Source organism: Acidovorax sp. FW305-C-20-28, assembly GCF_058783375.1.
This window is the reverse complement of the sequence record NZ_JBYSYM010000004.1, coordinates 111,124-132,293: the sequence shown is the minus strand read 5'-3', so window position 1 is coordinate 132,293 and position 21,170 is coordinate 111,124. Positions and strand designations below refer to the sequence as shown.

Here is a 21,170-nt window from a genome sequence, read left to right as displayed (position 1 = left end):
GGCTCCGGGGAAGGGTTGAGCCGTGCAACGGGAACTGTGGGATGCGCGCGCGTCAGCCTTTGCGCATGATCAGGGCGAGCAGCAGCATGGACAGCACGAAGCTGTACCAGACCGACGGGTCCGCACCCAGCTCGAACCACTGCGCGAGCTTGCCGCTCACCCCCACGAAGATCAGGTTCACATAGGCCGCTGTCAGCAACCCGATGAACAGGCGGTCGCCGCGCGTGGTTTCCAGGGGCAGGAAACCCTTGCGCAAGGTGGTGGGGGACTTCACCTCCCACACCGCCATGCCGACCAGCATCAGCACGATGCACGTGAAGAACACTGCCACGGGCAGGGTCCAGGCCATCCACTCGAACATGTCGGTCTCTCCTTACACCCGGCCCATCGCGAAACCCTTCGCGATGTAGTGCCGCACAAACCAGATCACGATGGCGCCGGGCACGATGGTGAGCACGCCGGCCGCGGCCAGCGTCGCCCAGTCCATGCCCGAGGCGCTCACGGTGCGCGTCATGGTGGCCACGATGGGTTTGGCATTCACGCTGGTCAGCGTGCGCGCCAGCAGCAGCTCCACCCAGCTGAACATGAAGCAGAAGAACGCCGCCACGCCCACACCGGCCTTGATGAGCGGCAGGAAGATGGTCACGAAGAAGCGCGGGAAGCTGTAGCCGTCGATGTAGGCGGTCTCGTCGATCTCGCGCGGGATGCCGCTCATGAAGCCTTCCAGGATCCACACCGCCAGCGGCACGTTGAACAACAGGTGCGCCAGCGCCACGGCGATGTGCGTGTCCATCAGACCCACGGTGGTGTACAGCTGGAAGAAGGGCAGCAGGAACACGGCCGGCGGCGTCATGCGGTTGGTCAGCAGCCAGAAGAACACATGCTTGTCGCCCATGAACTGGTAGCGCGAGAAGGCATACGCCGCTGGCAGCGCCACGGTGAGCGAGATCACCGTGTTGATGCCCACGTAGATCAGGCTGTTGATGTAGCCCGAGTACCAGGACTCATCGGTGAAGATGGTCTTGTAGTTGTCCCAGGTGAAGTGCTGCGGGAAGAACGAGAACGTAGAGAGGATCTCCGCGTTCGTCTTGAAGCTCATGTTGACCATCCAGTAGATGGGCAGCACGGCGAACACCAGGTAGGCCGCGAGGAACAGCGACCGCTTGTGAAAGCGCTTTTCATTCATGGCCGGCCCCTTCGTTGCTGGCGGTGCCCACGCGCTGCATCCAGTTGTAGAGGATGAAGCACAGGAGCAGGATGATGAAGAAATAGATCAGCGAGAACGCTGCGGCAGGGCCCAGGTCGAATTGGCCCACGGCCTTGGTCGTCAGGTACTGGCTCAGGAAGGTGGTGGCGTTGCCCGGCCCGCCGCCCGTGAGCACGAAGGGCTCGGTGTAGATCATGAAGCTGTCCATGAAGCGCAGCAGCACGGCGATCATGAGCACGCCGCGCATCTTGGGCAGCTGGATGTAGCGGAACACCGCGAACTTGCTGGCGCCGTCGATGCGGGCGGCCTGGTAGTAGGCGTCGGGGATGGAGCGCAGGCCGGCAAAGGCCAGCAGCGCGACCAGCGGCGTCCAGTGCCACACGTCCATCAGCAGCACCGTGAGCCAGGCCTGCGTGGCATTGCCGGTGTAGCTGTACTCGATGCCCATCACCTCCAGCATGCGGCCCATGAGCCCGATGTCGGCCCGGCCGTAGATCTGCCAGATGGTGCCCACCACGTTCCAGGGGATGAGCAGCGACAGCGCCACCACGACGAGCACGGCCGAGGACTTCCAGCCCTGCGCGGGCATGGACAGCGCCAGCATGATGCCCAGCGGAATCTCCACCGCCAGCACGGCCAGCGAGAAGGTGATCTGGCGCCACAGGGCGGCGTGCAGCTCCTCGTCGCGCATCACGGCGGCAAACCACTCGGTGCCGACGAACACGCGCCGCTCGGGCGAGATGATGTCCTGCACCGAGTAGTTGACCACGGTCATCAGGGGCAGGATGGCCGAGAAGGCCACGCACAGGATCACCGGCAGGATCAGGAACCAGGCCTTCTGGTTCACGGGCTTGGTCGTGGCGCTCATGCCAGCAACTCCTCATTTTGGTAAAAGCAGGTGTGGCTGCCCAGCACCTGCAGCCAGACCGTGTCGCCGGCCGAGGGCAGGCGCGTTTCGGGGGCAAAGCGCGCCTTGAGCGTGTGCTCACCCACCTTGGCCGTCAGCATCAGGTAGGTGCCGATGTCCTGCACCTGCACCACCGTGCAAGGCAGCGCGCCGGCCTGCTCGGGCTGCGCCAGGGCCAGGTACTCGGGGCGCACGCCGACCTGCAGCGCGCCCTCGGGCAGGGCGCGTGCGGCCGGCAGCGCCAGGCGGTGGCCGGCCACCGAGAGTGCCGCCGCGGCACTCTGGGCGGGCAGGAAGTTCATGCCCGGCGAGCCGATGAAGTGGCCCACGAAGACATGCGCCGGGCGCTCGAACAGCGCATCGGCCGAGCCCACCTGCACGGCACGGCCGCGCGTCATGACCACCACCTGGTCGGCAAAGGTCAGCGCCTCGACCTGATCGTGCGTCACATAGATCAGGGTCAGCTTGAGCTCGTGGTGGATCTGCTTGAGCTTGCGCCGCAACTGCCACTTGAGGTGCGGATCGATCACCGTGAGCGGTTCATCGAACAGCACGGCCGCCACGTCGGATCGCACCAGACCGCGGCCCAGCGAGATCTTCTGCTTGGCATCGGCCGCCAGGCCGGCGGCGCGCTGGTTGAGCTGGCCGCTCATCTCCAGCATCTCGGCGATGGCACCCACGCGCTGCTTGATCTGGTCTTCGGGCACCTTGCGGTTGCGCAGCGGGAAAGCCAGGTTCTCGGCCACCGTCATGGTGTCGTAGATCACGGGGAACTGGAACACCTGGGCGATGTTGCGCTCCTGCGGGCTGGCACGCGTCACGTCGCGGCCATCGAACAGCACCTTGCCATGCGAGGGCACGAGCAGGCCCGACATGATGTTGAGCATGGTCGTCTTGCCGCAGCCCGAGGGGCCGAGCAGCGCATAGGCGCCACCGTCCTCGAACTCCATCTTGAGCGGCAGCAGGGCGTAGTCGCTGTCCTGCTGCGGGTTGGGCTTGTACGAGTGCGCCAGGTCCAGGCTGATGCGTGCCATCTCAACGCCCTCCCAGGCGCGCGGGCGCCCATACCAGCCGGCCATCGGCGCCGAAGACATAGGCCTGCGCCGGGTCCAGGTGCAGCGCCAGGGATGCGCCCAGTTCAAAGTAATGCACACCGGTGAGCTGGGCCACCAGCTCGCCCCAGGGGGTATCCACGTGCACGAAGGTGTCGGAACCCGAGATCTCGGCCAGTTCGACCTTGCCACTCACACTGACGTCGCCGGGACGCGCCTGCACCCGCAGGGCGCTGGCACGAATGCCCACGGTGACACCGCCGGCAGAGGTGCCCTGCGGCAGCGCGATGGCGAGCGTCGCCCCCCCCTGCAGCTGCACACCTTGTGCGACCACCGTTGCGGCGACCAGGTTCATCGGCGGATCGCTGAAGGCACGCGCCACGCGCAGCGAATTGGGCGCATGGAAAACTTCGGCCGTGGGGCCGTACTGCAGCAGCCGGCCTTCGTCGAGCACAGCCGTGTAGCCGCCCAGCAGCAGGGCTTCGCCCGGCTCCGTGGTGGCATAGACCACGGTGGACTGGCCGGCAGCAAAGAGCTGCGTGAGCTCTTCGCGCAGCTCTTCGCGCAGCTTGTAGTCCAGGTTCACCAGGGGTTCGTCGAGCAGCATCAGCGGCGCGCCCTTGGCCAGGGCCCGCGCCAGCGCCACGCGCTGCTGCTGGCCGCCGGAGAGCTCGGCCGGGTAGCGCTCCAGGAACATCTCGATGTGCAGGCGGGCCGCGATTTCGCGCACCCTGGCGTCGATGTTCTTCTCGCCGCGCAGCTTGAGCGGCGAAGCGATGTTGTCGGCCACCTTCATCGAGGGGTAGTTGATGAACTGCTGGTAGACCATGGCCACGTTGCGCTCGCGCACCGGCATGCCAGTGACATCCGCCCCGTCGACCCGCACCGTGCCTGCCGTGGGCGCATCGAGCCCCGCCATGATGCGCATCAGGCTGGTCTTGCCCGCCTGGGTGGCGCCCAGCAGCACCGTCACCGCGCCACTGTGCAGCGCCATGCTCATGTCATGGAGCCAGGTCTGCGCCCCCACCCTCTTGCTGATGCTGTCCAGTGCCAGCTGCATCCCGCACGCCTTTCCGTTGCGCCCCCTAGAGGCCTGTTATGCCAAACCGCCGGCGCAGGCGCACAGCGGTCGTTTGTTTTCGATTCCTTTCATTCTTGTTCTTTTGTGATCGTTTCAAATCAAGGTTTACCCTTAATGTGTTCCTTTTTGTTCCATTTAAAGTACGGCCACCCTATTGGCTTCTTTCTTGCTGCCTTGACCGCGTGAATACGAATCCCCGACAACTCCTGCTCCTCGAAGAAGTGCGTGCGCGCAAATCGGCCAGCGTCGAACAGCTGGCCGAGACCCTGGGTGTGACCCTGCAGACGGTGCGCCGCGATGTGCAGCGCCTGGCCGAATCGGGCCTGCTCACGCGCTTCCACGGCGGGGTGCGCGTGCCCAGCTCCACGGTGGAAAACCTGGCCCACACCCAGCGCGAGACCCTGCATGCCGAAGGCAAGGCGCGCATTGCGCGCGCCGTGGCCGAACAGGTGCCCAACGACTGCTCGCTGATACTGAACATCGGCACCACCACCGAGGCCATTGCCAAGGCGCTGCTGCACCACCGCGGCCTGCGCGTGATCACCAACAACCTGAATGTCGCCGCCATCCTGAGCGGCAATCCGGAGTGCGAGGTCATCGTGGCCGGCGGCGTGGTGCGCGCGCGCGACCGCGGCATCGTGGGCGAGGCGGCGGTGGACTTCATCCGCCAGTTCCGCGTGGACATCGCGCTCATCGGCATCTCGGGCATCGAGCCCGACGGCTCGCTGCGCGACTTCGACTACCGCGAGGTGAAGGTGGCACAGACCATCATCAAGCAGTCGCGCGAAGTCTGGCTGGCAGCCGACCAGAGCAAGTTCAACCGCCCGGCCATGGTGCAGCTGGCCACGCTGGCGCAGATAGACCGCCTGTTCACCGACGCACCACCGCCCGAGCCTTTTCCCATGCTGCTGCAGGATGCAGAAGTCATCTGCACGGTCGCCGCCTGACTTATCCTTGTTCCCATGACCTACCTGCTCGCACTCGACCAAGGCACCTCCAGCTCCCGCAGCATCGTCTTCGACGAACAGGGCCACATCGTGGCCCTGGCCCAGCGCGAACTGCCGCAGATCTACCCGCAGCCCGGCTGGGTGGAGCACGACCCGATGGAGATCTGGCGCACCCAGCTGGCGACGGCGCGCGAGGCGCTGGAGAAGGCGAACATCCAGGCCAGCGCCGTGCGCGCCGTGGGCATCACCAACCAGCGCGAGACCACGGTGCTGTGGAACCGCCAAACCGGCCAGCCCATGCACCACGCCATCGTCTGGCAGGACCGCCGGGCCGAGCCAGCCTGCGCGCAACTGCGCGAGCAGGGCCATGCCGGCACCATCCAGGCCAAGACGGGGCTGCTGATCGACGCCTATTTCTCGGGCACCAAGCTGCAGTGGCTGCTGGACCATGTGCCCGGGGCGCGCGAACAGGCCGAGCGCGGCGAACTGGCCTTCGGCACGGTGGACAGCTGGCTCATGTGGCAGCTCACGCATGGCGAGGTGCATGTGACGGACGTGAGCAATGCCTCGCGCACCATGCTGTTCAATGTGCACACCAACCAGTGGGACGACGAGCTGCTGGCGCTGCTGCGCATCCCCAAGGCGCTGATGCCGCAGGTGCAGCCATCGAGCTCGCACTTCTGCGATGTGGCGCCAGACCTGCTGGGCCATGCCATCCGCGTGGGCGGCGTCGCCGGCGACCAGCAGAGCGCGCTGTTCGGCCAGGCCTGCTTCAGCGCGGGCATGGCCAAGAACACCTACGGCACGGGCTGCTTCATGCTCATGCACACGGGCGGCAGCTTCCAGACTTCGCGCAACGGCCTGCTCACCACCAGCGCGGCCCAGGCCGGCACGCAGACCGAGTTTGCGATGGAGGGCAGCGTCTTCGTGGGCGGGGCCGTGGTGCAGTGGCTGCGCGACGGCCTGCGCGCGATTTCCACCAGCGGCGAGGTCGAATCGCTCGCGCAGAGCGTGCCCGACTCGGGCGGCGTGATGATGGTGCCGGCCTTCACCGGCCTCGGCGCACCCTACTGGAAGCCGGACGCGCGCGGCACCATCACGGGCCTGACGCGCGGCTCCACCCTGGGCCACATCGCGCGCGCGGCGCTGGAGAGCATTGCCTACCAGAGCGCGTCCCTGCTGCAGGCCATGAGCCGCGATGCCGTGGCTGCCGGCGGTGCGCCCGTGAGCGAGCTGCGTGTGGACGGCGGCGCCTGTGTCAACGACCTGCTGATGCAGTTCCAGGCCGACCTGCTGGGCATCCCGGTGGTGCGGCCCGCCGTGATCGAGACCACGGCCCTGGGCGCGGCCTACCTGGCGGGCCTGTCCAGCGGCGTGTACGGCAGCACGGCCGAGCTGTCGCAGCTGTGGCGCGCCGAGCGGCGCTTCCTGCCCACCCTGGGCAAGGCACGCGCGCACGAGCTCATGGAGCGCTGGGAACGCGCGGTGCGCCAAACCACCGCAGAATGACCCGACTGGCGGCTGAGGGCGGTGCGGCTACCATCAGGGCCCCGCAGTTTGTTTCCCCGTTGTGCATACCATGAGCCAGACCACCGCCTCCCCTTCCCTTCCCGTGATCGCCTTCATCGGCGGTGGCAACATGGCCAGCGCCATCATCGGCGGCCTGGTGCGCCAGGGCCACCCGGCCAGCCAGATCGAGGTGGTCGAGCCCTGGGACCAGGCACGCGAGGCCCTGCGCAAGAACTACGGGATCGAGGCCCAGGCCGAGGCCGGCCCGGCCTTGCAGCGCGCCCGCATCGTCGTCTGGGCCGTCAAGCCCCAGACCTTCAAGGACGCAGCTGCCCAGGCCCGTGCCCACACAGAGGACGCCCTGCACCTGAGCGTGGCCGCCGGCATCCGCTCGGACAGCATCGCCCAGTGGCTCGCCAGCGAGCGCATCGTGCGCACCATGCCCAACACCCCCGCCCTGGTGGGCAAGGGCATGAGCGCGCTCTACGCCCGCCCCGGTGTCTCCGACGCGGAGCGCCAGAGTGTGGAAGCCATCATGGCGACCACGGGCGAGTACCTGTGGGTGGACAGCGAAAAGCAGCTCGATGCCGTGACGGCGCTCTCGGGCTCGGGCCCGGCCTATGCCTTCTATTTCATGGAGGCCATGACGCGTGCCGGCGTGGCCATGGGCCTGTCGGCCGAACAGGCCCACCGGCTGGCCGTGGGCACCTTCGTGGGCGCTTCGGAGCTGGCGCGCCGCTCGGACGAGCCGCCCGCCACGCTGCGCGAGCGCGTCACCTCCAAGGGCGGCACGACCTACGCCGCCCTGCAGTCCATGGAAAAGGACGGCGTGGGCGCCGCCTTCGAGCGCGCCATGCGCGCTGCCGAGCACCGCGCCCACGAACTGGGTGATGAGTTCGGGAAGTAAAGCCTGGATTGCTATCTAGTTGATAGCAATCTGGCGCCACAGGTAGCTGCCCGCAATGCCGGCAAACACCGTGGCGCCCAGCCAGTGGTTGACGCGGAAGGCCTTGAAGCAGCCTTCGCGCGTGCGGCCGCGGATCAGCGTCCAGTGCCAGGCCCCCTGGGCCAGCGCGGCGGCCGTGGCCAGCCAGTACAGCGGGCCCAGGCCGTAGGGTGCGAGCGCCACGCCCCAGATACCCAGGAACAGCAGGTAGAACAGCACGATGGCCGCCACGTCGAAGCGGCCCAGGGTGATGGCCGAGGTCTTGATGCCGATCTTGAGGTCGTCGTCGCGGTCGACCATGGCGTACTCGGTGTCGTAGGCCAGCACCCAGAACATGTTGCCCAGCCACATCCACCAGGCCACGGCCGGCACCTGGCCCTGCACGGCGGCAAAGGCAATGACGATGCCGAAGTTGAAGGCGATGCCCAGCACCGCCTGCGGCATCGAGATGATGCGCTTGGAAAACGGGTAGGCAATGGCCACGAGCACGGCCGGTACCGACCAGGCGATGGCCGCCGCATTGGTGGTGAGCACCAGTCCGAAGGACACCAGGGCCAGCACGGCGCCCAGGGCCAGGGCTTGCTTGACGGAAACGGCCCCGGAGGTCACCGGGCGCGCCGCGGTGCGCTTGACATGGCGGTCGAAGTCGCGGTCTGCCACGTCGTTGATGCAGCAGCCCGCGCTGCGCATGAAGAAGGTGCCCAGCACGAACACGGCCAGCAGGTGCCATCCCGGAAAGCCGTCCGCCGCGATCCACAACGCGCTCAGCGTGGGCCACAGGCAGACCAGCCAGCCGGCGGGCCGGTCCCAGCGGATCAGGTCGAGGTACAGGGAAAGGCGGCTTCGCGGAAGTGCAGACATGGCAGCAGGCAAGAGGCAGGGGCAATACACCCGGGCGCACCGAATGTAGCAGCCAGGCCGGGCCCACTGGAACCGGCGGGAGCGGTGGCATGCAGGATATGTCCTACATCGGCAGTTTGTATAAAACCGTTACATTGACCGGTTGCCCCTCACCCGGACCTTGCCCCGCATGCCCCGATCACCGAGTACCCAGGCCGCCCAGCGCTTTGCCATCCCCAAGAGCCTGATGGCAGGCTTCATCGTCGCGGCCCTCGCCACGCTGGTCATCGCCTTCGTCAACTACCGGGCCTCCGAAGTGCGGGCCGACGCTGTGGCCGCGATGGACCGCACCTCGCAGGCCATGCGCCAGCTGTCGCTGGTGCACTCGGCGCTCAAGGACCTGGAGACCGGCCAGCGCGGCTACCTGCTCACGGGCGATGCCTCCTACCTGCAACCCTACCTGCTCGCGCAGAATGTGCTGGACCGGCAGCTCACGGCCCTCAAGGCCAGTACCGAGGGCAACGCCGGCCAGCGCCGTCTGGTGGTCCAGATCGAGGACCTGGCCCGGCAAAAGCGCACCGAGCTGGCCGAGACCGTGGACCTGCGCAAGGCCGGCAACACAGAGGCCGCCATGGCCCTGGTGCGCAGCGATGCGGGCAAGAACATCATGGACCGCGTGCGCGACCTCGCGTCCGACCTCGCAGGCCTGCAGACCCAGGAGCTCGAAGACCGCCGCCGCGGCTGGGAAGAGGCCACCTCCCTGTCGGCCTACTACTCCTGGGGCGGCTCGCTGCTGCTGCTGGCGTTGATCTGCGTCTCGGCCGCCCTGACCGCGCGCGAGCACCGTCAGAAGGCGCGCCAGAACTGGGTGGTGACGGGACTGAGCGGCCTGGCCCAGCGCCTGCAGGGCGACCGCCGCGTCGAGGAGATCGGCGAGTTGGCGCTCGAGTACCTGGCCACCTACCTCAACGCCAAGGTGGGCGCAGCCTATGCCGTCGACGGGCAGGGCGGCGGCTTCACGCTGTTCGGCGGCTACGCGCTGCCGCGTGAGCGCCTGGCGCAGAAGCTGGTGGACGCAGAGGGCCTGGTGGGCCAATGCGCGCGCTCGCGCGAATTGCTGCACGTGCGCAACGTGCCAGCCGGGCACCTGGATGTCTCGTCCAGCACCGGAGTCTCGGCTCCGGTCGAACTGCTGGTGGCACCGGCCATCGAAAATGGCGAGGTCTTCGCCGTGATCGAGTTGGGTTTCTACCGTGCCGTGGACGAGTTCGAGCACCGGCTGTTCCAGCAGGCCTCCGAGATGCTGGCCGTGGCCATCCGCTCCGGCCAGGACCGCAGCCGGCTCGAAGCCCTGCTCGAGGAAACCCAGCGCCAGTCCGAGGAACTGCAGGCCCAGCAGGAGGAGCTGCGCGTCAACAACGAAGAGCTGGAGCAGCAAAGCCGCATCCTGCAGGAATCACAGGCGCAGATGGAACTGCAGCAGACCGAGCTGGAGCAGACCAATGCCCAGCTCGAGGAGCAGACCCAGCAGTTGGAGAACCAGCGCGAGGAACTGTTGGCCGCCCAGACCGACCTGACCGAAAAAGCGCGCGAGATCGAGCAGACCAGCCAGTACAAGAGCGAGTTCCTGGCCAACATGAGCCACGAGTTGCGCACCCCGCTCAACTCCACGCTGATCCTGGCCAAGCTGCTGGCGGACAACAAGGCTGGCAACCTCACGGCCGAGCAGGTGAAGTACGCGCAGACCATCTCCTCGGCCGGCAACGACCTGCTGGCGCTGATCAACGACATCCTGGACCTGTCCAAGATCGAGGCCGGCCAGGCCACCATCGACATCGAGACCGTGGACATCGCGCGCGCCATGCAGTCTCTGGCCGATCCGCTGCGCCCGATCGCGGAGGAAAAGGGCCTGACCCTGGCGGTCACCATGGACCCGGGCGTGCCAGCCACCATGGACACCGACGCCCTGCGCCTGGGCCAGGTGATCAAGAACCTGCTCTCCAACGCCGTGAAGTTCACGGAACAGGGCAGCGTGGCGCTGCACGTCTCGCCCCTGCCCGGCGACATGCTGGCCTTTGCGGTGCGCGACACCGGCATCGGCATCCCTGAGCACCAGCAGGAACTGATCTTCGAGGCCTTCCGCCAGGCCGACGGCAGCACGCACCGCAAGTACGGCGGCACGGGGCTGGGCCTGTCGATCTCGCGCGACCTGGCGCACCTGCTGGGCGGCAGCATTGCCATCCGCAGCACTCCGGGCCAGGGCAGCGAGTTCACGCTCACGGTGCCGCGCCATGCTGTTCCGCTGGATGCGCCTTCCACGGGTATGGCCATGCAGGCACCGCAGAACCATGCCAGCGCCCCCCCCGCCGCACAGGCGGCAGCGCCCGCGCGCCCGGTGCCCACCGCCCCTGCGGCGCCCGCCATCCTGCCGGTGACGGTGGCGCGTCCTGCGGGCGAGCGCAACATCCTGGTGATCGAAGACGACGTGCGCTTCGCCAACATCCTGAACGATCTGGCGCGCGAGATGGACTTCCACTGCATCCTGGCACACACTGCCGGCGAGGGCCTGGCTGCGGCCACGCTGCACCAGCCCAGCGCCATCGTGCTGGACGTGAACCTGCCCGACTTCTCGGGCCTGGGGGTGCTGGACCAGCTCAAGCGCAACCCGGCCACGCGCCACATTCCCGTGCATGTGGTCTCGGTGGCCGACTACTCGCAGGAGGCCATGGGCCGCGGCGCCATCGGCTATGCGCTCAAGCCCGTCAAGCGCGAGGAGCTGGTGCAGGCGCTGCAGCGGCTGGAGGCCAAATTCACCCAGGGCATGCGCCGCGTGCTCGTGGTCGAGGACGACGAGCGCCAGCGCGAGAGCGTGCGCGCCCTGCTGGCCACGGACGGTGTGGACATCGTGTGCGTGGAAAATGCCAAGGCAGCGCTGGACTACCTGCGCAGCAGCACCTTCGACTGCATGGTGATGGACGTGAACCTGCCCGACCTGAGCGGCTACGAGCTGCTGCAGGCCATGTCGGAGCAGGAGGAAGTGTCCTTCCCGCCCGTCATCGTCTACACCGGCCGCGCGCTCACGCGCGACGAGGAGCAGCAGCTGCGCCGCTTCTCCAAGTCCATCATCATCAAGGACGCGCGCTCGCCCGAGCGCCTGCTCGACGAGGTCACGCTGTTCCTGCACCAGGTGGAGTCCGAACTCTCGGTGGAGCGCCGCCAGATGCTGCAGGTGGCGCGCAGCCGCGACGCGGCCTTCGAGGGCCGCACGGTGCTGGTGGTGGAGGACGATGTGCGCAACGTGTTCGCGCTCTCCAGCATCCTGGAGCCCACGGGCATTGCCGTGCAGATCGCACGCAACGGGCGCGAGGCGCTGGAGTACCTGGAGCGCTCGGGCAGCACGGGCCCGGCCGTCGACCTGGTGCTGATGGACATCATGATGCCGGAGATGGACGGCTACACGGCCATGCGCGAGATCCGCAAGCAGCCCGCCTGGCGCAGGCTGCCCATCATCGCGCTCACGGCCAAGGCCATGAAGGACGACCAGGAAAAGTGCCTGGCCGCCGGCGCCAACGACTACATCGCCAAGCCGCTGGACGTGGAGAAGCTGCTTTCGCTGGTGCGGGTGTGGATGCCCAAGTGAGCACACCGGAGCCCCGATTGCAGCACCCCAGGACGGCCCGCATCGGCGACATCGAGCAGCGCCTGCTGCTCGATGCGATCTACTACCGCTACCACTACGACTTTCGCGGCTATGCGCAGGCCTCGCTCAAGCGGCGGCTGCAGACCGCGCTGTCGCGCTTTGGCTGCCAGACGCTGTCGCAGCTGCAGGACAAGGTGCTGCACGATGCCAGCGTGTTCCCGCCATTGCTGGAGTACCTCACGGTGCAGGTCAGCGAGATGTTCCGCGACCCACGCTACTTCAAGGCGCTGCGCGAGCAGGTGATCCCCATCCTGCGCACCTACCCTTCGCTCAAGGTCTGGGTGGCCGGCTGCAGCACGGGCGAAGAGGTGTATTCGCTGGCCATCCTGCTGCACGAGGAAGGCCTGCTCGAGCGCACCATCCTCTACGCCACCGACATCAACCAGCAGGCCCTGCAGGCGGCCGAGGCCGGCGTGTTCGACCTGGCGCGCGTGGCCTCCTTCACCGAGAACCATGTGCGCTCGGGCGGCAAGACCTCGCTGTCGGACTACTATTCCGCCGCCTACGGCCGCGTGGTGTTCGACCGTGCGCTGCGCAAGCAGGTGGTGTTCTCCGACCACAGCCTGGCCACCGACACGGTGTTCGCCGAGGTGCACCTGGTGTCCTGCCGCAATGTGCTGATCTACTTCGAGCGCGAACTGCAGAACCGCGCGCTCGGCCTGTTCAGGGAGGCACTGTGCCACCGCGGCTTCCTGGGCCTGGGCTCCAAGGAATCGATGCGCTTCACCGAGCAGGCCCCGGCCTTCGACGACTTCGTGCTCGAAGACCGCATCTACCGCAAGAAGGTGGGCACATGAGGGCCTCCTTCCCACCGCATGCACTGGGGCCGCACGCCTTCGATGCCATCGTGATCGGCGGCTCGGCGGGCGCCATCGACGCCATCTCCACCATCCTGCCGGCCCTGCAGGCGCAGGCCCAGGTGGCGGTGCTGGTCACGCTGCACCTGCCGCGCGAGGCCCCCAGCCTGCTGCCCGAGATCTTTCGCCCGCGCTGTGCCCTGCGCACTGCGGAGGCCCAGGACAAGGAGCCCATCGCGGCCGGCACGGTGTACTTCGCACCGCCGGACTACCACCTGCTGGTGGACGCCGGGCCCCGGCTGGCGCTGTCGGTGGATGAGCCCGTGCATTTCTCGCGCCCGTCCATCGACGTGCTGTTCGAATCGGCCGCGGACCTCTATGGAGAGCGTTTGATGGGTATGCTTCTGTCCGGTGCCAACCAGGATGGCGCCCGGGGCCTGGCCGCCATCGGTGCGGCGGGAGGCCTCACCATCGTGCAGTCCCCGGGGAGCGCCCCCATGTCCGCCATGCCCCAGTCGGCGCTGGACCTGATGGCACCCCACCATACCCTCGCCCCTTCGGAGATCGCCTCCCTGCTGGCCGAGTTGCAAATGCGGAGAATCCTGTGAGCCCCACCCCCCTCCAACCCCAGCCAGCCCCGGCCGAGCGCATCAAGTGCCTGGTGGTGGACGATGTGCCGGAGAACCTCGTGGCGGTGGAGGCCTTGCTGCACAGCGACAGCATCGAGGTGCTCAAGGCCCAGTCGGGCCCCGAGGCGCTGGAGCTGCTGCTCTCGCATGGCGATGTGGCCCTGGCCCTGCTGGACGTGCAGATGCCCGAGATGAACGGCTTCGAGCTGGCCGAGCTGATCCGCGGCAGCGAGCGCACGCGCCACATCCCGCTGATCTTCATGACGGCAGGCTCGCGTGACCAGAACTGGCAGTTCCGCGGCTACGAGACCGGGGCCGTGGATTTCCTGTACAAGCCCATCGACCCGCAGGTGCTGACGTCCAAGGCCGGGGTGTTCTTCGAGCTGTTCCGCCAGAAGCGCTCACTGGCGCGCGAGCTGCGCGAACGCACCGAGGCGCTGCGCATCAACGAGATGTTCATGGCCGTGCTCAGCCACGACCTGCGTACGCCGCTGATGTCCATCGGTGCCGCGGCCACGGCCCTGCAGCGCCAGCCCCTGCCCGCTGACAAGGCCCAGGCCCTGGCCGGCCGTGTGCTCAGCAGCAGCCAGCGCATGGGCCGCATGATCGAGGACCTGCTGGATGTGACACGCATCCGCCAGGGCGGCGGGCTGGCCATGCGCATGGCCCCCGTGGACCTGCGGGCCGTGTTGCAGCGCTCGCTGCAGGAGATACGCGCGGGTTTTCCCAACCACGTGATCAGCACCAGCGACCAGGGGGACCTCGCCGGCATGGGAGACGAAGAGCGGCTGTGCCAGCTGGCCATCAACCTCATCGGCAACGCAGTGCACCATGGTGATCCCGCCGTGGCGATCGAGGTAGCGCTCGATGGCACGGATCCGCACGCCCTGGCCCTGACCGTGACCAATGGCGGCACCATTCCCGCGGCGCTCCTGCCGCATTTGTTCAGCCCCTTCCGCGGGCGGGAGCAGGCCCCGGGGCGCCACCAGGGCCTGGGGCTGGGCCTGTTCATCGTGCAGCAGATCGTGCGCTCGCATGGGGGCCGGATCGACGTGCAGTCCGAGGATGGCAACACGCGCTTTCACGTGGTCCTGCCGCGCCACCACCCGAGCGCGGCCTGATCGACCGGGGTGGACGCAGGGGACGCCGTTGCGGGCTCAGCGGCCGGCGTGCGCAGCAGCGTCGAGCGTGGCTTGCGCCTGGACCAGCAAGGCCTCCAGGTCTTCGAGCTCGAAAGGCTTCATCAGCGTGCGCACGTTGGGCCCCCAGCCCGAGGGGTGGGTGCCCAGGTCATAGCCGCTGCACAGCACCACCCAGCGCCCGGGGTCGGCGGCCAGCACCTGGCGGGCCAGGTCCGTGCCCGACAGGCCGGGCAGGCTCACGTCGGTGACCAGCAGGTCGAAGCGGCCATCGCGCTCCAGTGCGAGCGCCTCCTCGGCGGTGGCGCAGGTCACGACCATACGCCCCTCCCCCTCCATCAGCATGCCGATGGTCTCGCGCAGTTCGGGGTTGTCCTCCACATAAAGGATTCGCATAGGAGTGGTGTCGTCGTGTTCTGGAAAGCGGAACGTGGCGCAAGGAGAAAGGAATCGCCAGCCCGGATCATTCCGGAAAGCCCGGGCACCGCCTGTAGGACGGGAGGCCAATGCGGTCGGCCACAGGGAAAAAATGGGGCGCCTCCAAAGAAACGGGGCCTTGCGGCCCCGTTTGCTTTTTTCACTCCTCGAGCAGCGAGCGCAGCATCCAGGCCGTCTGCTCGTGCACCGTGAGGCGCTGGGTCAGCAGGTCGGCCGTGGGCTCGTCGCTGGCCTTGTCGGCCAGGGGGAACAGGCCGCGTGCGGTGCGTGCCACGGCCTCATGGCCCTCGACCAGCACGCGCACCATGTCCAGCGCCTTGGGGGGCTTGCTGGGCGCATCGGCCACGGTGGCCAGCTTGCCGAAGTCGGCGTACGAGCCCGGCGCCACATGGCCCAGCGAGCGGATGCGCTCGGCGATCGGGTCCACGGCGTTCCACAGCTCGGTGTACTGCGCCATGAACATGGTGTGCAGGGTGTTGAACATCGGCCCCGTCACGTTCCAATGGAAGTTGTGCGTGGTCAGGTACAGGGTGTAGGTGTCTGCCAGCAGGCGCGACAGGCCCTGGGCGATGGCAGCGCGGTCCTTCTCGCTGATGCCGATGTTGATGCTGGGGGCGGTGGACTTGGCGGCTTTGGCCATGGAAGAGGCTCCTTCGTTGGAAACAAGCGATGGACCGGCCTCCCGGGGCCGGCTCACACCGGACCAGGGGGCTGGGGCTCGCGCCCAATGTAGCGCAAGCCCGGATCCCTTTACTGCATCTTGTCCAAATTGCCGATGCGCACCAGCATCTCGGTGAACATCTGCATGTCCGCATCCAGGTCGACCACTTCCTTGTACTCCTTGGCGTTGTGCGCCGTGTACTTCTTGCCCGGCATGGCGGGGCCGAAGTTGATGGCATTGGGCATGAGCTTGGCAGTGGTGCTGCCGGCCGTGGGCACGGGCTTGGCTTCGAGCCCCGTGGTGTCACCGAAGGTGTTGAGCAGCGTGGACAGCCAGGCGCCCTTGGGGTCGCGCGCCATCCAGTTGCCCTGCTGGTGGTCGATGATCACCGGCACCGAAGCCTGGGCCGCCCAGTCGTTGATCTTGACCTTGCTGGCATGCACCAGGGCCTCCGGCGTGTTGCCGCGTGGCATGCGCACATTCACCAGCACGTCGACCATGTCGTCCTTTACGCGCACCAGGTTGGGCGACATGGTCAGCGGGCCCATGAAGTCGTCGCTGTAGGCCATGCCGATGGTGCGGCCCAGGTAGTCGGTGCCATACAGTTCGGCGATGTAGCGCACGGCGCTGGCGTAGCCGGTGGGCGCATAGGGCACGCCGGACTCGCGCAGGAACATGGCCAGGCGCGGCAGTGGATTGACACCTTCTTCGGGGCGCGAGCCGTGGGCGGAGACACCGGTCACCTTGATCAGCACGCCGTTCGCGTCCTGCGTCACGTCGATGCTGAAGGCGCCGCCCTGGGGCGTGTACTTGGCGATGAAAGCCGCCTTGGCGGCGTTCAGGCGCGCGACGGCAGCGGCCAGGTCACCGCCTTGCAGGCGCAGCGTCGCGGTCTGCGGAACAGCGTTGGCGGACGCCGCACCCGTCATGGCGGTGATGGCGGTGTAGCCGGCCGGCGCATCCTGCAGCGGGAACGAAGTGCGCAGGGCACCCGAGCCCTTCTCGGCCACCACGGCGGGGTACTTGCTGTCGAGCACGATGTTGTACTCGGGCAGCTCGGTCTTGGTGCGGTAGTACTTCATGGCGTCGCCCCCGGTCTCCTCGGTGGTCTCGATCATGAGGCGAATGGTGCGCGACAGCGGCAGGCCGCTTTCCTTGACGGCCTTCATCGCGTACAGCACGGTGGCGATGGAGCCCTTGTCGTCGATGGAGCCGCGGCCATACAGGTTGCCGCCCACGCGCGTGAGCTTGAAGGGGTCCAGGCGCGTGCCATCGTCCAGCACCCATTCGTCGGCCACCACGGGCACCACGTCGGCGTGCGTGAGGATGCCGAATTCTTCCTTGCCCGAGCCCGGCAGCTTCACTTCAAAGATGCGGTTGTCCACGTTGCGGTATTCCAGGCCGAATTCCTTGGCCATGCCTTCGACCAGGGTGCCGAAGGCGATGATGGCCTTGTCCTCGTGCGGCGGCACCTTGTCGTTGCGGAAGGTGGGGATGGCGACCATGCGCGCCGTGGCGTCGATCACCGCCGCCTGGTTGCGCAGGCGGTTGTACAGGCCCAGCAGGCGGCTGATGTTGACCAGGTCGTCGCCGGCCAGCGGGGCCTTGGCCTTGTAGGCAGCGACGCTGGCCTGCAGCAGCGGGTTCTCGCGCGCGGCCTGCGCCAGAAACTCGTCGAAGCTGCCCTGTGCGGCGGCCGGCAAGGCAGCCACCAGGCGGTCCATCTGGACCTTCTTGATCGTGGAGCCCTCGGCGGGTGCATTCGTCGTCACGCTGGAGCAGGCTGCCAGGCCCACGGCAAGGCCAGCGGCCATCAAAATCTTCTTCATCTCTGTAGCTTTCCTAGTATGGGGGAGCACGGGACCGGTGCGGGCAGCATGTCGCGCCAACCCGCAGCACCGGAGCCCCTGTAGGGGCGCGCCGGCGGGCAATCTGCCGAAGGCCGCAGGGTCCCGCGCGGCGAAAGTGTATCGCCGCCGGCCCACTGCACGCCAGGGCGCCCGCAGCAAGGGTTGTCAGGACAGGCGCGTGACGCCCGGCAATTCGCAGGCGTAGATCGCATTGCGCAGCGCGGCGATGGCCTCGTAGCGCGTGAAACTGCGGCGCCAGGCCAGCACCACGCGGCGCATGGGCGGCGGGCTGCCGTCGTCCTCGCGGATGGGGACATAGCGGATGTAGTTCTCGTCGCTCTTGCGCCGGCGCGACACCGTGAGCAGCGCATCGCGCGGCACCGACAGGCGCGGCACCAGGGTCACGCCCATGCCCGCGGCCACCATGTGCTTGATGGTTTCCAGCGACGAGCCCTCGAAGGACTTGCGGATGCCCTCGGCATTGCTGGCAAAGCGCGCGAACTCAGGGCAGACCTCGAGCACATGGTCGCGAAAGCAATGGCCGGCCCCCAGCAGCAGCATGGTTTCGCTCTTGAGCTCGGCGGCGGAAATGGACTTTTGCGTGCCCAGCGGGTGGTTGGCCGGCAGGGCCGCCATGAAGGGCTCGTCGTACAGCGGTGCCATGGCCAGGCCCGTGTCGGGAAACGGCTCGGCCAGGATGGCGCAGTCGATCTCGCCGGTGCGCAGCATCTCCAGCAGCTTGACGGTGAAGTTCTCCTGCAGCATCAGCGGCATCTGCGGGGTGCGTGCAATCGAATGGCGCACCAGGTCGGGCAGCAGGTAGGGGCCGATGGTGTAGATCACGCCCAGGGTCAGCGGCCCGGCCAGCGGGTCCTTGCCACGCTTGGCGATTTCCTTGATGGCGGCGGCCTGCTCCAGCACGCTCTGGGCCTGGCGCACGATTTCCTCGCCCAGCGGCGTGACGGTGACTTCGCCGGCGCTGCGTTCGAAAAGCTTCACATCGAGCTCTTCCTCGAGCTTCTTGATGGCCACCGACAGCGTGGGCTGGGACACATAGCAAGCGTCGGCCGCATGGCCGAAGTGCTTTTCGCGCGCCACGGCAACGATGTATTTGAGTTCGGTGAGGGTCATGGAGATTCCAGACGGATGGTACGCGCATTGTGCAGCGCCAGGCGCCGAAACGCCCAGGGCACAGCGTCGCAGTAGCGCACGCCCCCCTGCGATCGGCGTGCGCAGAGCTGCCAGGGAGGGCAGCAGGGGCTTGCGTCATGGCGGGGGTCAGGCTTTCAGGTAGTCGGATTTTCCCCCCAGCCAGCGCATGACGTGGCGCTCGGCCAGGGCGGCGTGGCGGTCCAGCATCACCGGCGCCAGCTCGCGCGCCCATTCGAGCAGGTGGGTGTCGGTGGCCAGGTCGGCAAAGCGCAGCAGGGCATCGCCCGACTGGCGGGCCCCGAGGAATTCGCCCGGCCCGCGGATCTCCAGGTCGCGCCGGGCGATCTCGAAGCCGTCGTTGGTCTCGGCCATGGCGCGCAGGCGCTCCTTGGCGGTCTCGCCCACCCGGCCGCTCTCGTTGGTGGAATACAGCAGCACGCAGGCCGATGCCGCCGCACCGCGCCCCACGCGCCCGCGCAGCTGGTGCAGCTGCGACAGGCCGAAGCGCTCGGCATGCTCGATGACCATGAGCGAGGCATTGGGCACGTCCACGCCCACCTCGATCACCGTGGTGCTCACCAGCACTCCCATCTGCCCGCTGCTGAACAGCGCCATCACGGCCTTTTTCTCGGCCGCCGGCATGCGCGAATGCAGCAGGCCGACCATGACACCGGGCAGGGCCTCGCTCAGGTCGGCGTGGGTGGCGGTGGCATTGCTCAGGTCCAGCGCCTCGCTCTCCTCGATCAGCGGACAGACCCAGTAGACCTGCCGGCCGCTGGCGACCTGGGATCCGATGCGAGCGATCACTTCGTCCTTGCGGCTGTCGGCGATGAGCTTGGTGACGATGGGTGTGCGCCCAGGGGGCAGCTCATCGATGACCGAGACATCGAGGTCGGCGTAGTAGCTCATGGCCAGGGTGCGCGGGATCGGCGTCGCACTCATCATCAGCATGTGCGGCTCCATGCCTTGGGCCGCCAGTTTCTGGCGCAAGGACAGCCGTTGCGCCACGCCGAAGCGGTGCTGCTCGTCGATGATGGCCAGCGCCAGGTTCTTGAAGCGCACCTGCTCCTGGATCACGGCATGCGTGCCCACCACCAGGGCGGCCTCGCCGCTTTCGACCAGGGCCAGCATGGCGGTGCGGTCCTTTTTCTTCTGCCCGCCCACCAGCCAGGCCACCCGGCGGCCGTGCGCGGCCAGCAGCGGCTCCAGCCAGCCGATCATCTTGGCGAAATGCTGCTCGGCCAGGATTTCGGTGGGCGCCATCAGCGCGCACTGCCAGCCGGCGTCCATGGCGATGGTGGCCGCCAGCGCAGCCACCACGGTCTTGCCCGAGCCCACATCGCCCTGCAGCAGGCGGTGCATCGGCACCCGGTGGGCCAGGTCATGGGCAATTTCGAGCCCCACGCGCCGCTGGGCGGCGGTCAGATCAAAGGGCAAAACGGCCATGAGCTGCTCGTGCAGGGGCAGCACGCCATCCTCGGCCTTGCGCGGGCGCAGCACCGGGGCGCGCAGGCGGTCGCGCTCGCGGCGCGACTGCTGCTGCGACAGTTGCTGGGCCAGCAGTTCCTCGGCCTTCAGGCGCTGCCAGGCCGGGTGGCTGTGGTCTTCCAGGGTGGACAGCGAGACATCGGGCGTGGGATGGTGCAGGAACTGCAGCGCCTCGCGCAGGCTGAACGCACGGTAGCTGCCGCCGTCGCGCCGGAACACCGCGTAGGGCGGCTCGGTGCCCGGGGGCAGGGTTTCCGAGAGGTCCACCCGCTGGAGCGCGCCGACGACCGCCTTGCGCAGGTAGGGCTGGGGCAGGCCGGCCGTGGTCGGGTAGACGGGCGTGAGGGCGGCCGGCAGCTCGCCGCCGGCCTGGCGGAAGGCCGGGTGCAGCATCTGCCGCCCCCAGAAGCCGCCCTTGACCTCGCCACGGATGCGCAGGCGCGCCCCCACGGCCAGGGTTTTCTGGTGCGAGGGGTAGAAACTGAAAAAGCGCAGTTCGCAGGAGCCTGACGCGTCCTCCACCTGCACCAGCAGCTGGCGGCGCGGGCGCAACTGCACCTCGCTGGCAGTCACGGTGGCCTCGATCTGCACCATCTGGCCATCGCGCGCGCTGGACAGCGGCGTGATGCGGGTTTCGTCCTCGTAGCGCAGCGGCAGGTGCAGGGCCAGATCGATGTCGCGCACGAGGCCCAGCTTGTGCAGTGCCTTTTGCGCAACGCTGGCGGTGGAGGCTGCCCTAGGAGCGGCGGGCGTGGTGTTCAAGGGTTATCCGAAAAGACAAAGGATTCATGGGCCAAAAAGGCTAACATGGTTACCGTTTCTTACCT

18 protein-coding genes are annotated in these 21,170 nt (G+C 67.7%); 7 read left to right on the top strand and 11 right to left on the bottom strand.

What is annotated here, in order from left to right; translation table 11 throughout:
• Window positions 1-52: 52 nt before the first annotated feature.
• From AC3WOH_RS07035 to AC3WOH_RS07015, 5 genes are read right to left on the bottom strand one after another with little or no spacing between them, the layout of a single operon-like run.
• A complete protein-coding gene (locus AC3WOH_RS07035) occupies window positions 53-361 on the bottom strand; it encodes a DUF2160 domain-containing protein (RefSeq protein WP_492228659.1) in 309 nt (102 codons plus the stop codon).
• 12 nt (window positions 362-373) lie between these two features.
• Window positions 374-1,186, bottom strand: a complete 813-nt coding sequence (locus AC3WOH_RS07030) for a carbohydrate ABC transporter permease (protein ID WP_007861697.1) — start codon at window positions 1,184-1,186, stop codon at window positions 374-376.
• Window positions 1,179-2,075, bottom strand: a complete 897-nt coding sequence (locus AC3WOH_RS07025) for a carbohydrate ABC transporter permease (protein ID WP_492228658.1) — start codon at window positions 2,073-2,075, stop codon at window positions 1,179-1,181. Before AC3WOH_RS07025 ends, AC3WOH_RS07030 begins: the two co-directional genes overlap by 8 nt.
• Window positions 2,072-3,148: an ABC transporter ATP-binding protein gene (locus AC3WOH_RS07020; protein ID WP_492228657.1), complete on the bottom strand. Its 1,077-nt coding sequence runs from the start codon at window positions 3,146-3,148 to the stop codon at window positions 2,072-2,074. Before AC3WOH_RS07020 ends, AC3WOH_RS07025 begins: the two co-directional genes overlap by 4 nt.
• 1 nt (window position 3,149) lies before the next feature.
• Window positions 3,150-4,226, bottom strand: a complete 1,077-nt coding sequence (locus AC3WOH_RS07015) for an ABC transporter ATP-binding protein (protein ID WP_492228656.1) — start codon at window positions 4,224-4,226, stop codon at window positions 3,150-3,152.
• 203 nt (window positions 4,227-4,429) lie between these two features.
• Between AC3WOH_RS07015 and AC3WOH_RS07010 the strand changes: the two genes are divergently transcribed.
• From AC3WOH_RS07010 to proC, 3 genes are all read left to right on the top strand, one after another.
• A complete protein-coding gene (locus AC3WOH_RS07010) occupies window positions 4,430-5,194 on the top strand; it encodes a DeoR/GlpR family DNA-binding transcription regulator (RefSeq protein WP_492228655.1) in 765 nt (254 codons plus the stop codon).
• Window positions 5,195-5,209: 15 nt separating this feature from the next.
• Window positions 5,210-6,703, top strand: a complete 1,494-nt coding sequence (gene glpK / locus AC3WOH_RS07005) for a glycerol kinase GlpK (protein WP_492228654.1) — start codon at window positions 5,210-5,212, stop codon at window positions 6,701-6,703.
• Window positions 6,704-6,773: 70 nt separating this feature from the next.
• On the top strand, window positions 6,774-7,610 hold the full coding sequence (proC, locus tag AC3WOH_RS07000; protein WP_492228653.1) for a pyrroline-5-carboxylate reductase: 837 nt from the start codon (window positions 6,774-6,776) through the stop codon (window positions 7,608-7,610).
• A gap of 15 nt (window positions 7,611-7,625) precedes the next feature.
• Here proC and ubiA read toward each other — a convergent pair whose 3' ends face one another.
• Complete coding sequence (gene ubiA, locus AC3WOH_RS06995) at window positions 7,626-8,510, bottom strand: 4-hydroxybenzoate octaprenyltransferase (protein ID WP_492228652.1); 885 nt, start codon at window positions 8,508-8,510, stop codon at window positions 7,626-7,628.
• A 169-nt stretch (window positions 8,511-8,679) separates the two neighbouring features.
• Here ubiA and AC3WOH_RS06990 point away from each other — a divergent pair, with 169 nt between their 5' ends.
• Genes AC3WOH_RS06990 through AC3WOH_RS06975 form a run of 4 tightly spaced genes read left to right on the top strand, consistent with a single transcriptional unit; the run spans window position 8,680 to window position 14,736 of the window.
• Window positions 8,680-12,129, top strand: a complete 3,450-nt coding sequence (locus AC3WOH_RS06990; RefSeq protein WP_492228651.1) for a response regulator — start codon at window positions 8,680-8,682, stop codon at window positions 12,127-12,129.
• Window positions 12,130-12,146: 17 nt separating this feature from the next.
• Window positions 12,147-12,986, top strand: a complete 840-nt coding sequence (locus AC3WOH_RS06985; RefSeq protein ID WP_492228650.1) for a CheR family methyltransferase — start codon at window positions 12,147-12,149, stop codon at window positions 12,984-12,986.
• Entirely contained in the window at window positions 12,983-13,594 is a 612-nt protein-coding gene (locus AC3WOH_RS06980; protein ID WP_492228649.1) for a chemotaxis protein CheB, read from the top strand. Before AC3WOH_RS06985 ends, AC3WOH_RS06980 begins: the two co-directional genes overlap by 4 nt.
• Window positions 13,591-14,736: a hybrid sensor histidine kinase/response regulator gene (locus AC3WOH_RS06975; protein WP_492228648.1), complete on the top strand. Its 1,146-nt coding sequence runs from the start codon at window positions 13,591-13,593 to the stop codon at window positions 14,734-14,736. Before AC3WOH_RS06980 ends, AC3WOH_RS06975 begins: the two co-directional genes overlap by 4 nt.
• A 36-nt stretch (window positions 14,737-14,772) precedes the next feature.
• On the opposite strand, the gene AC3WOH_RS06970 is transcribed toward AC3WOH_RS06975, so the two are convergent.
• The 5 genes from AC3WOH_RS06970 to recG all read right to left on the bottom strand — a co-directional run bounded on the left by AC3WOH_RS06970 (window position 14,773) and on the right by recG (window position 21,105).
• A complete protein-coding gene (locus AC3WOH_RS06970; protein ID WP_492228647.1) occupies window positions 14,773-15,150 on the bottom strand; it encodes a response regulator in 378 nt (125 codons plus the stop codon).
• 181 nt (window positions 15,151-15,331) lie between these two features.
• Window positions 15,332-15,832, bottom strand: coding sequence for a Dps family protein (locus AC3WOH_RS06965; RefSeq protein WP_184860225.1), 501 nt, complete (start codon window positions 15,830-15,832; stop codon window positions 15,332-15,334).
• A gap of 110 nt (window positions 15,833-15,942) precedes the next feature.
• Entirely contained in the window at window positions 15,943-17,682 is a 1,740-nt protein-coding gene (locus AC3WOH_RS06960) for a dipeptidase (protein ID WP_492228646.1), read from the bottom strand.
• A gap of 186 nt (window positions 17,683-17,868) precedes the next feature.
• Window positions 17,869-18,834 carry a LysR substrate-binding domain-containing protein gene (locus AC3WOH_RS06955; RefSeq protein WP_184860221.1) on the bottom strand — a complete coding sequence of 322 codons (966 nt, stop codon included), beginning with the start codon at window positions 18,832-18,834 and terminating at the stop codon, window positions 17,869-17,871.
• A 147-nt stretch (window positions 18,835-18,981) separates the two neighbouring features.
• Window positions 18,982-21,105 carry an ATP-dependent DNA helicase RecG gene (recG, locus tag AC3WOH_RS06950; RefSeq protein WP_492228645.1) on the bottom strand — a complete coding sequence of 708 codons (2,124 nt, stop codon included), beginning with the start codon at window positions 21,103-21,105 and terminating at the stop codon, window positions 18,982-18,984.
• Window positions 21,106-21,170 lie beyond the last annotated feature (65 nt).

Excerpts from the sequence above, each read along its gene's own strand:
- AC3WOH_RS07020 (WP_492228657.1), bottom strand. The coding sequence starts at position 3,148 with ATGGCACGCATCAGCCTGGACCTGGCGCACTCGTACAAGCCCAACCCG.
- AC3WOH_RS07035 (WP_492228659.1), bottom strand. The coding sequence starts at position 361 with ATGTTCGAGTGGATGGCCTGGACCCTGCCCGTGGCAGTGTTCTTCACG.
- AC3WOH_RS07015 (WP_492228656.1), bottom strand. The coding sequence starts at position 4,226 with ATGCAGCTGGCACTGGACAGCATCAGCAAGAGGGTGGGGGCGCAGACC.
- proC (WP_492228653.1), top strand. The coding sequence starts at position 6,774 with ATGAGCCAGACCACCGCCTCCCCTTCCCTTCCCGTGATCGCCTTCATC.
- AC3WOH_RS07025 (WP_492228658.1), bottom strand. The coding sequence starts at position 2,075 with ATGAGCGCCACGACCAAGCCCGTGAACCAGAAGGCCTGGTTCCTGATC.
- AC3WOH_RS06980 (WP_492228649.1), top strand. The coding sequence starts at position 12,983 with ATGAGGGCCTCCTTCCCACCGCATGCACTGGGGCCGCACGCCTTCGAT.
- AC3WOH_RS06970 (WP_492228647.1), bottom strand. The coding sequence starts at position 15,150 with ATGCGAATCCTTTATGTGGAGGACAACCCCGAACTGCGCGAGACCATC.
- AC3WOH_RS06990 (WP_492228651.1), top strand. The coding sequence starts at position 8,680 with ATGCCCCGATCACCGAGTACCCAGGCCGCCCAGCGCTTTGCCATCCCC.
- AC3WOH_RS06965 (WP_184860225.1), bottom strand. The coding sequence starts at position 15,832 with ATGGCCAAAGCCGCCAAGTCCACCGCCCCCAGCATCAACATCGGCATC.
- ubiA (WP_492228652.1), bottom strand. The coding sequence starts at position 8,510 with ATGTCTGCACTTCCGCGAAGCCGCCTTTCCCTGTACCTCGACCTGATC.
- AC3WOH_RS07030 (WP_007861697.1), bottom strand. The coding sequence starts at position 1,186 with ATGAATGAAAAGCGCTTTCACAAGCGGTCGCTGTTCCTCGCGGCCTAC.
- AC3WOH_RS06960 (WP_492228646.1), bottom strand. The coding sequence starts at position 17,682 with ATGAAGAAGATTTTGATGGCCGCTGGCCTTGCCGTGGGCCTGGCAGCC.
- AC3WOH_RS06955 (WP_184860221.1), bottom strand. The coding sequence starts at position 18,834 with ATGACCCTCACCGAACTCAAATACATCGTTGCCGTGGCGCGCGAAAAG.
- glpK (WP_492228654.1), top strand. The coding sequence starts at position 5,210 with ATGACCTACCTGCTCGCACTCGACCAAGGCACCTCCAGCTCCCGCAGC.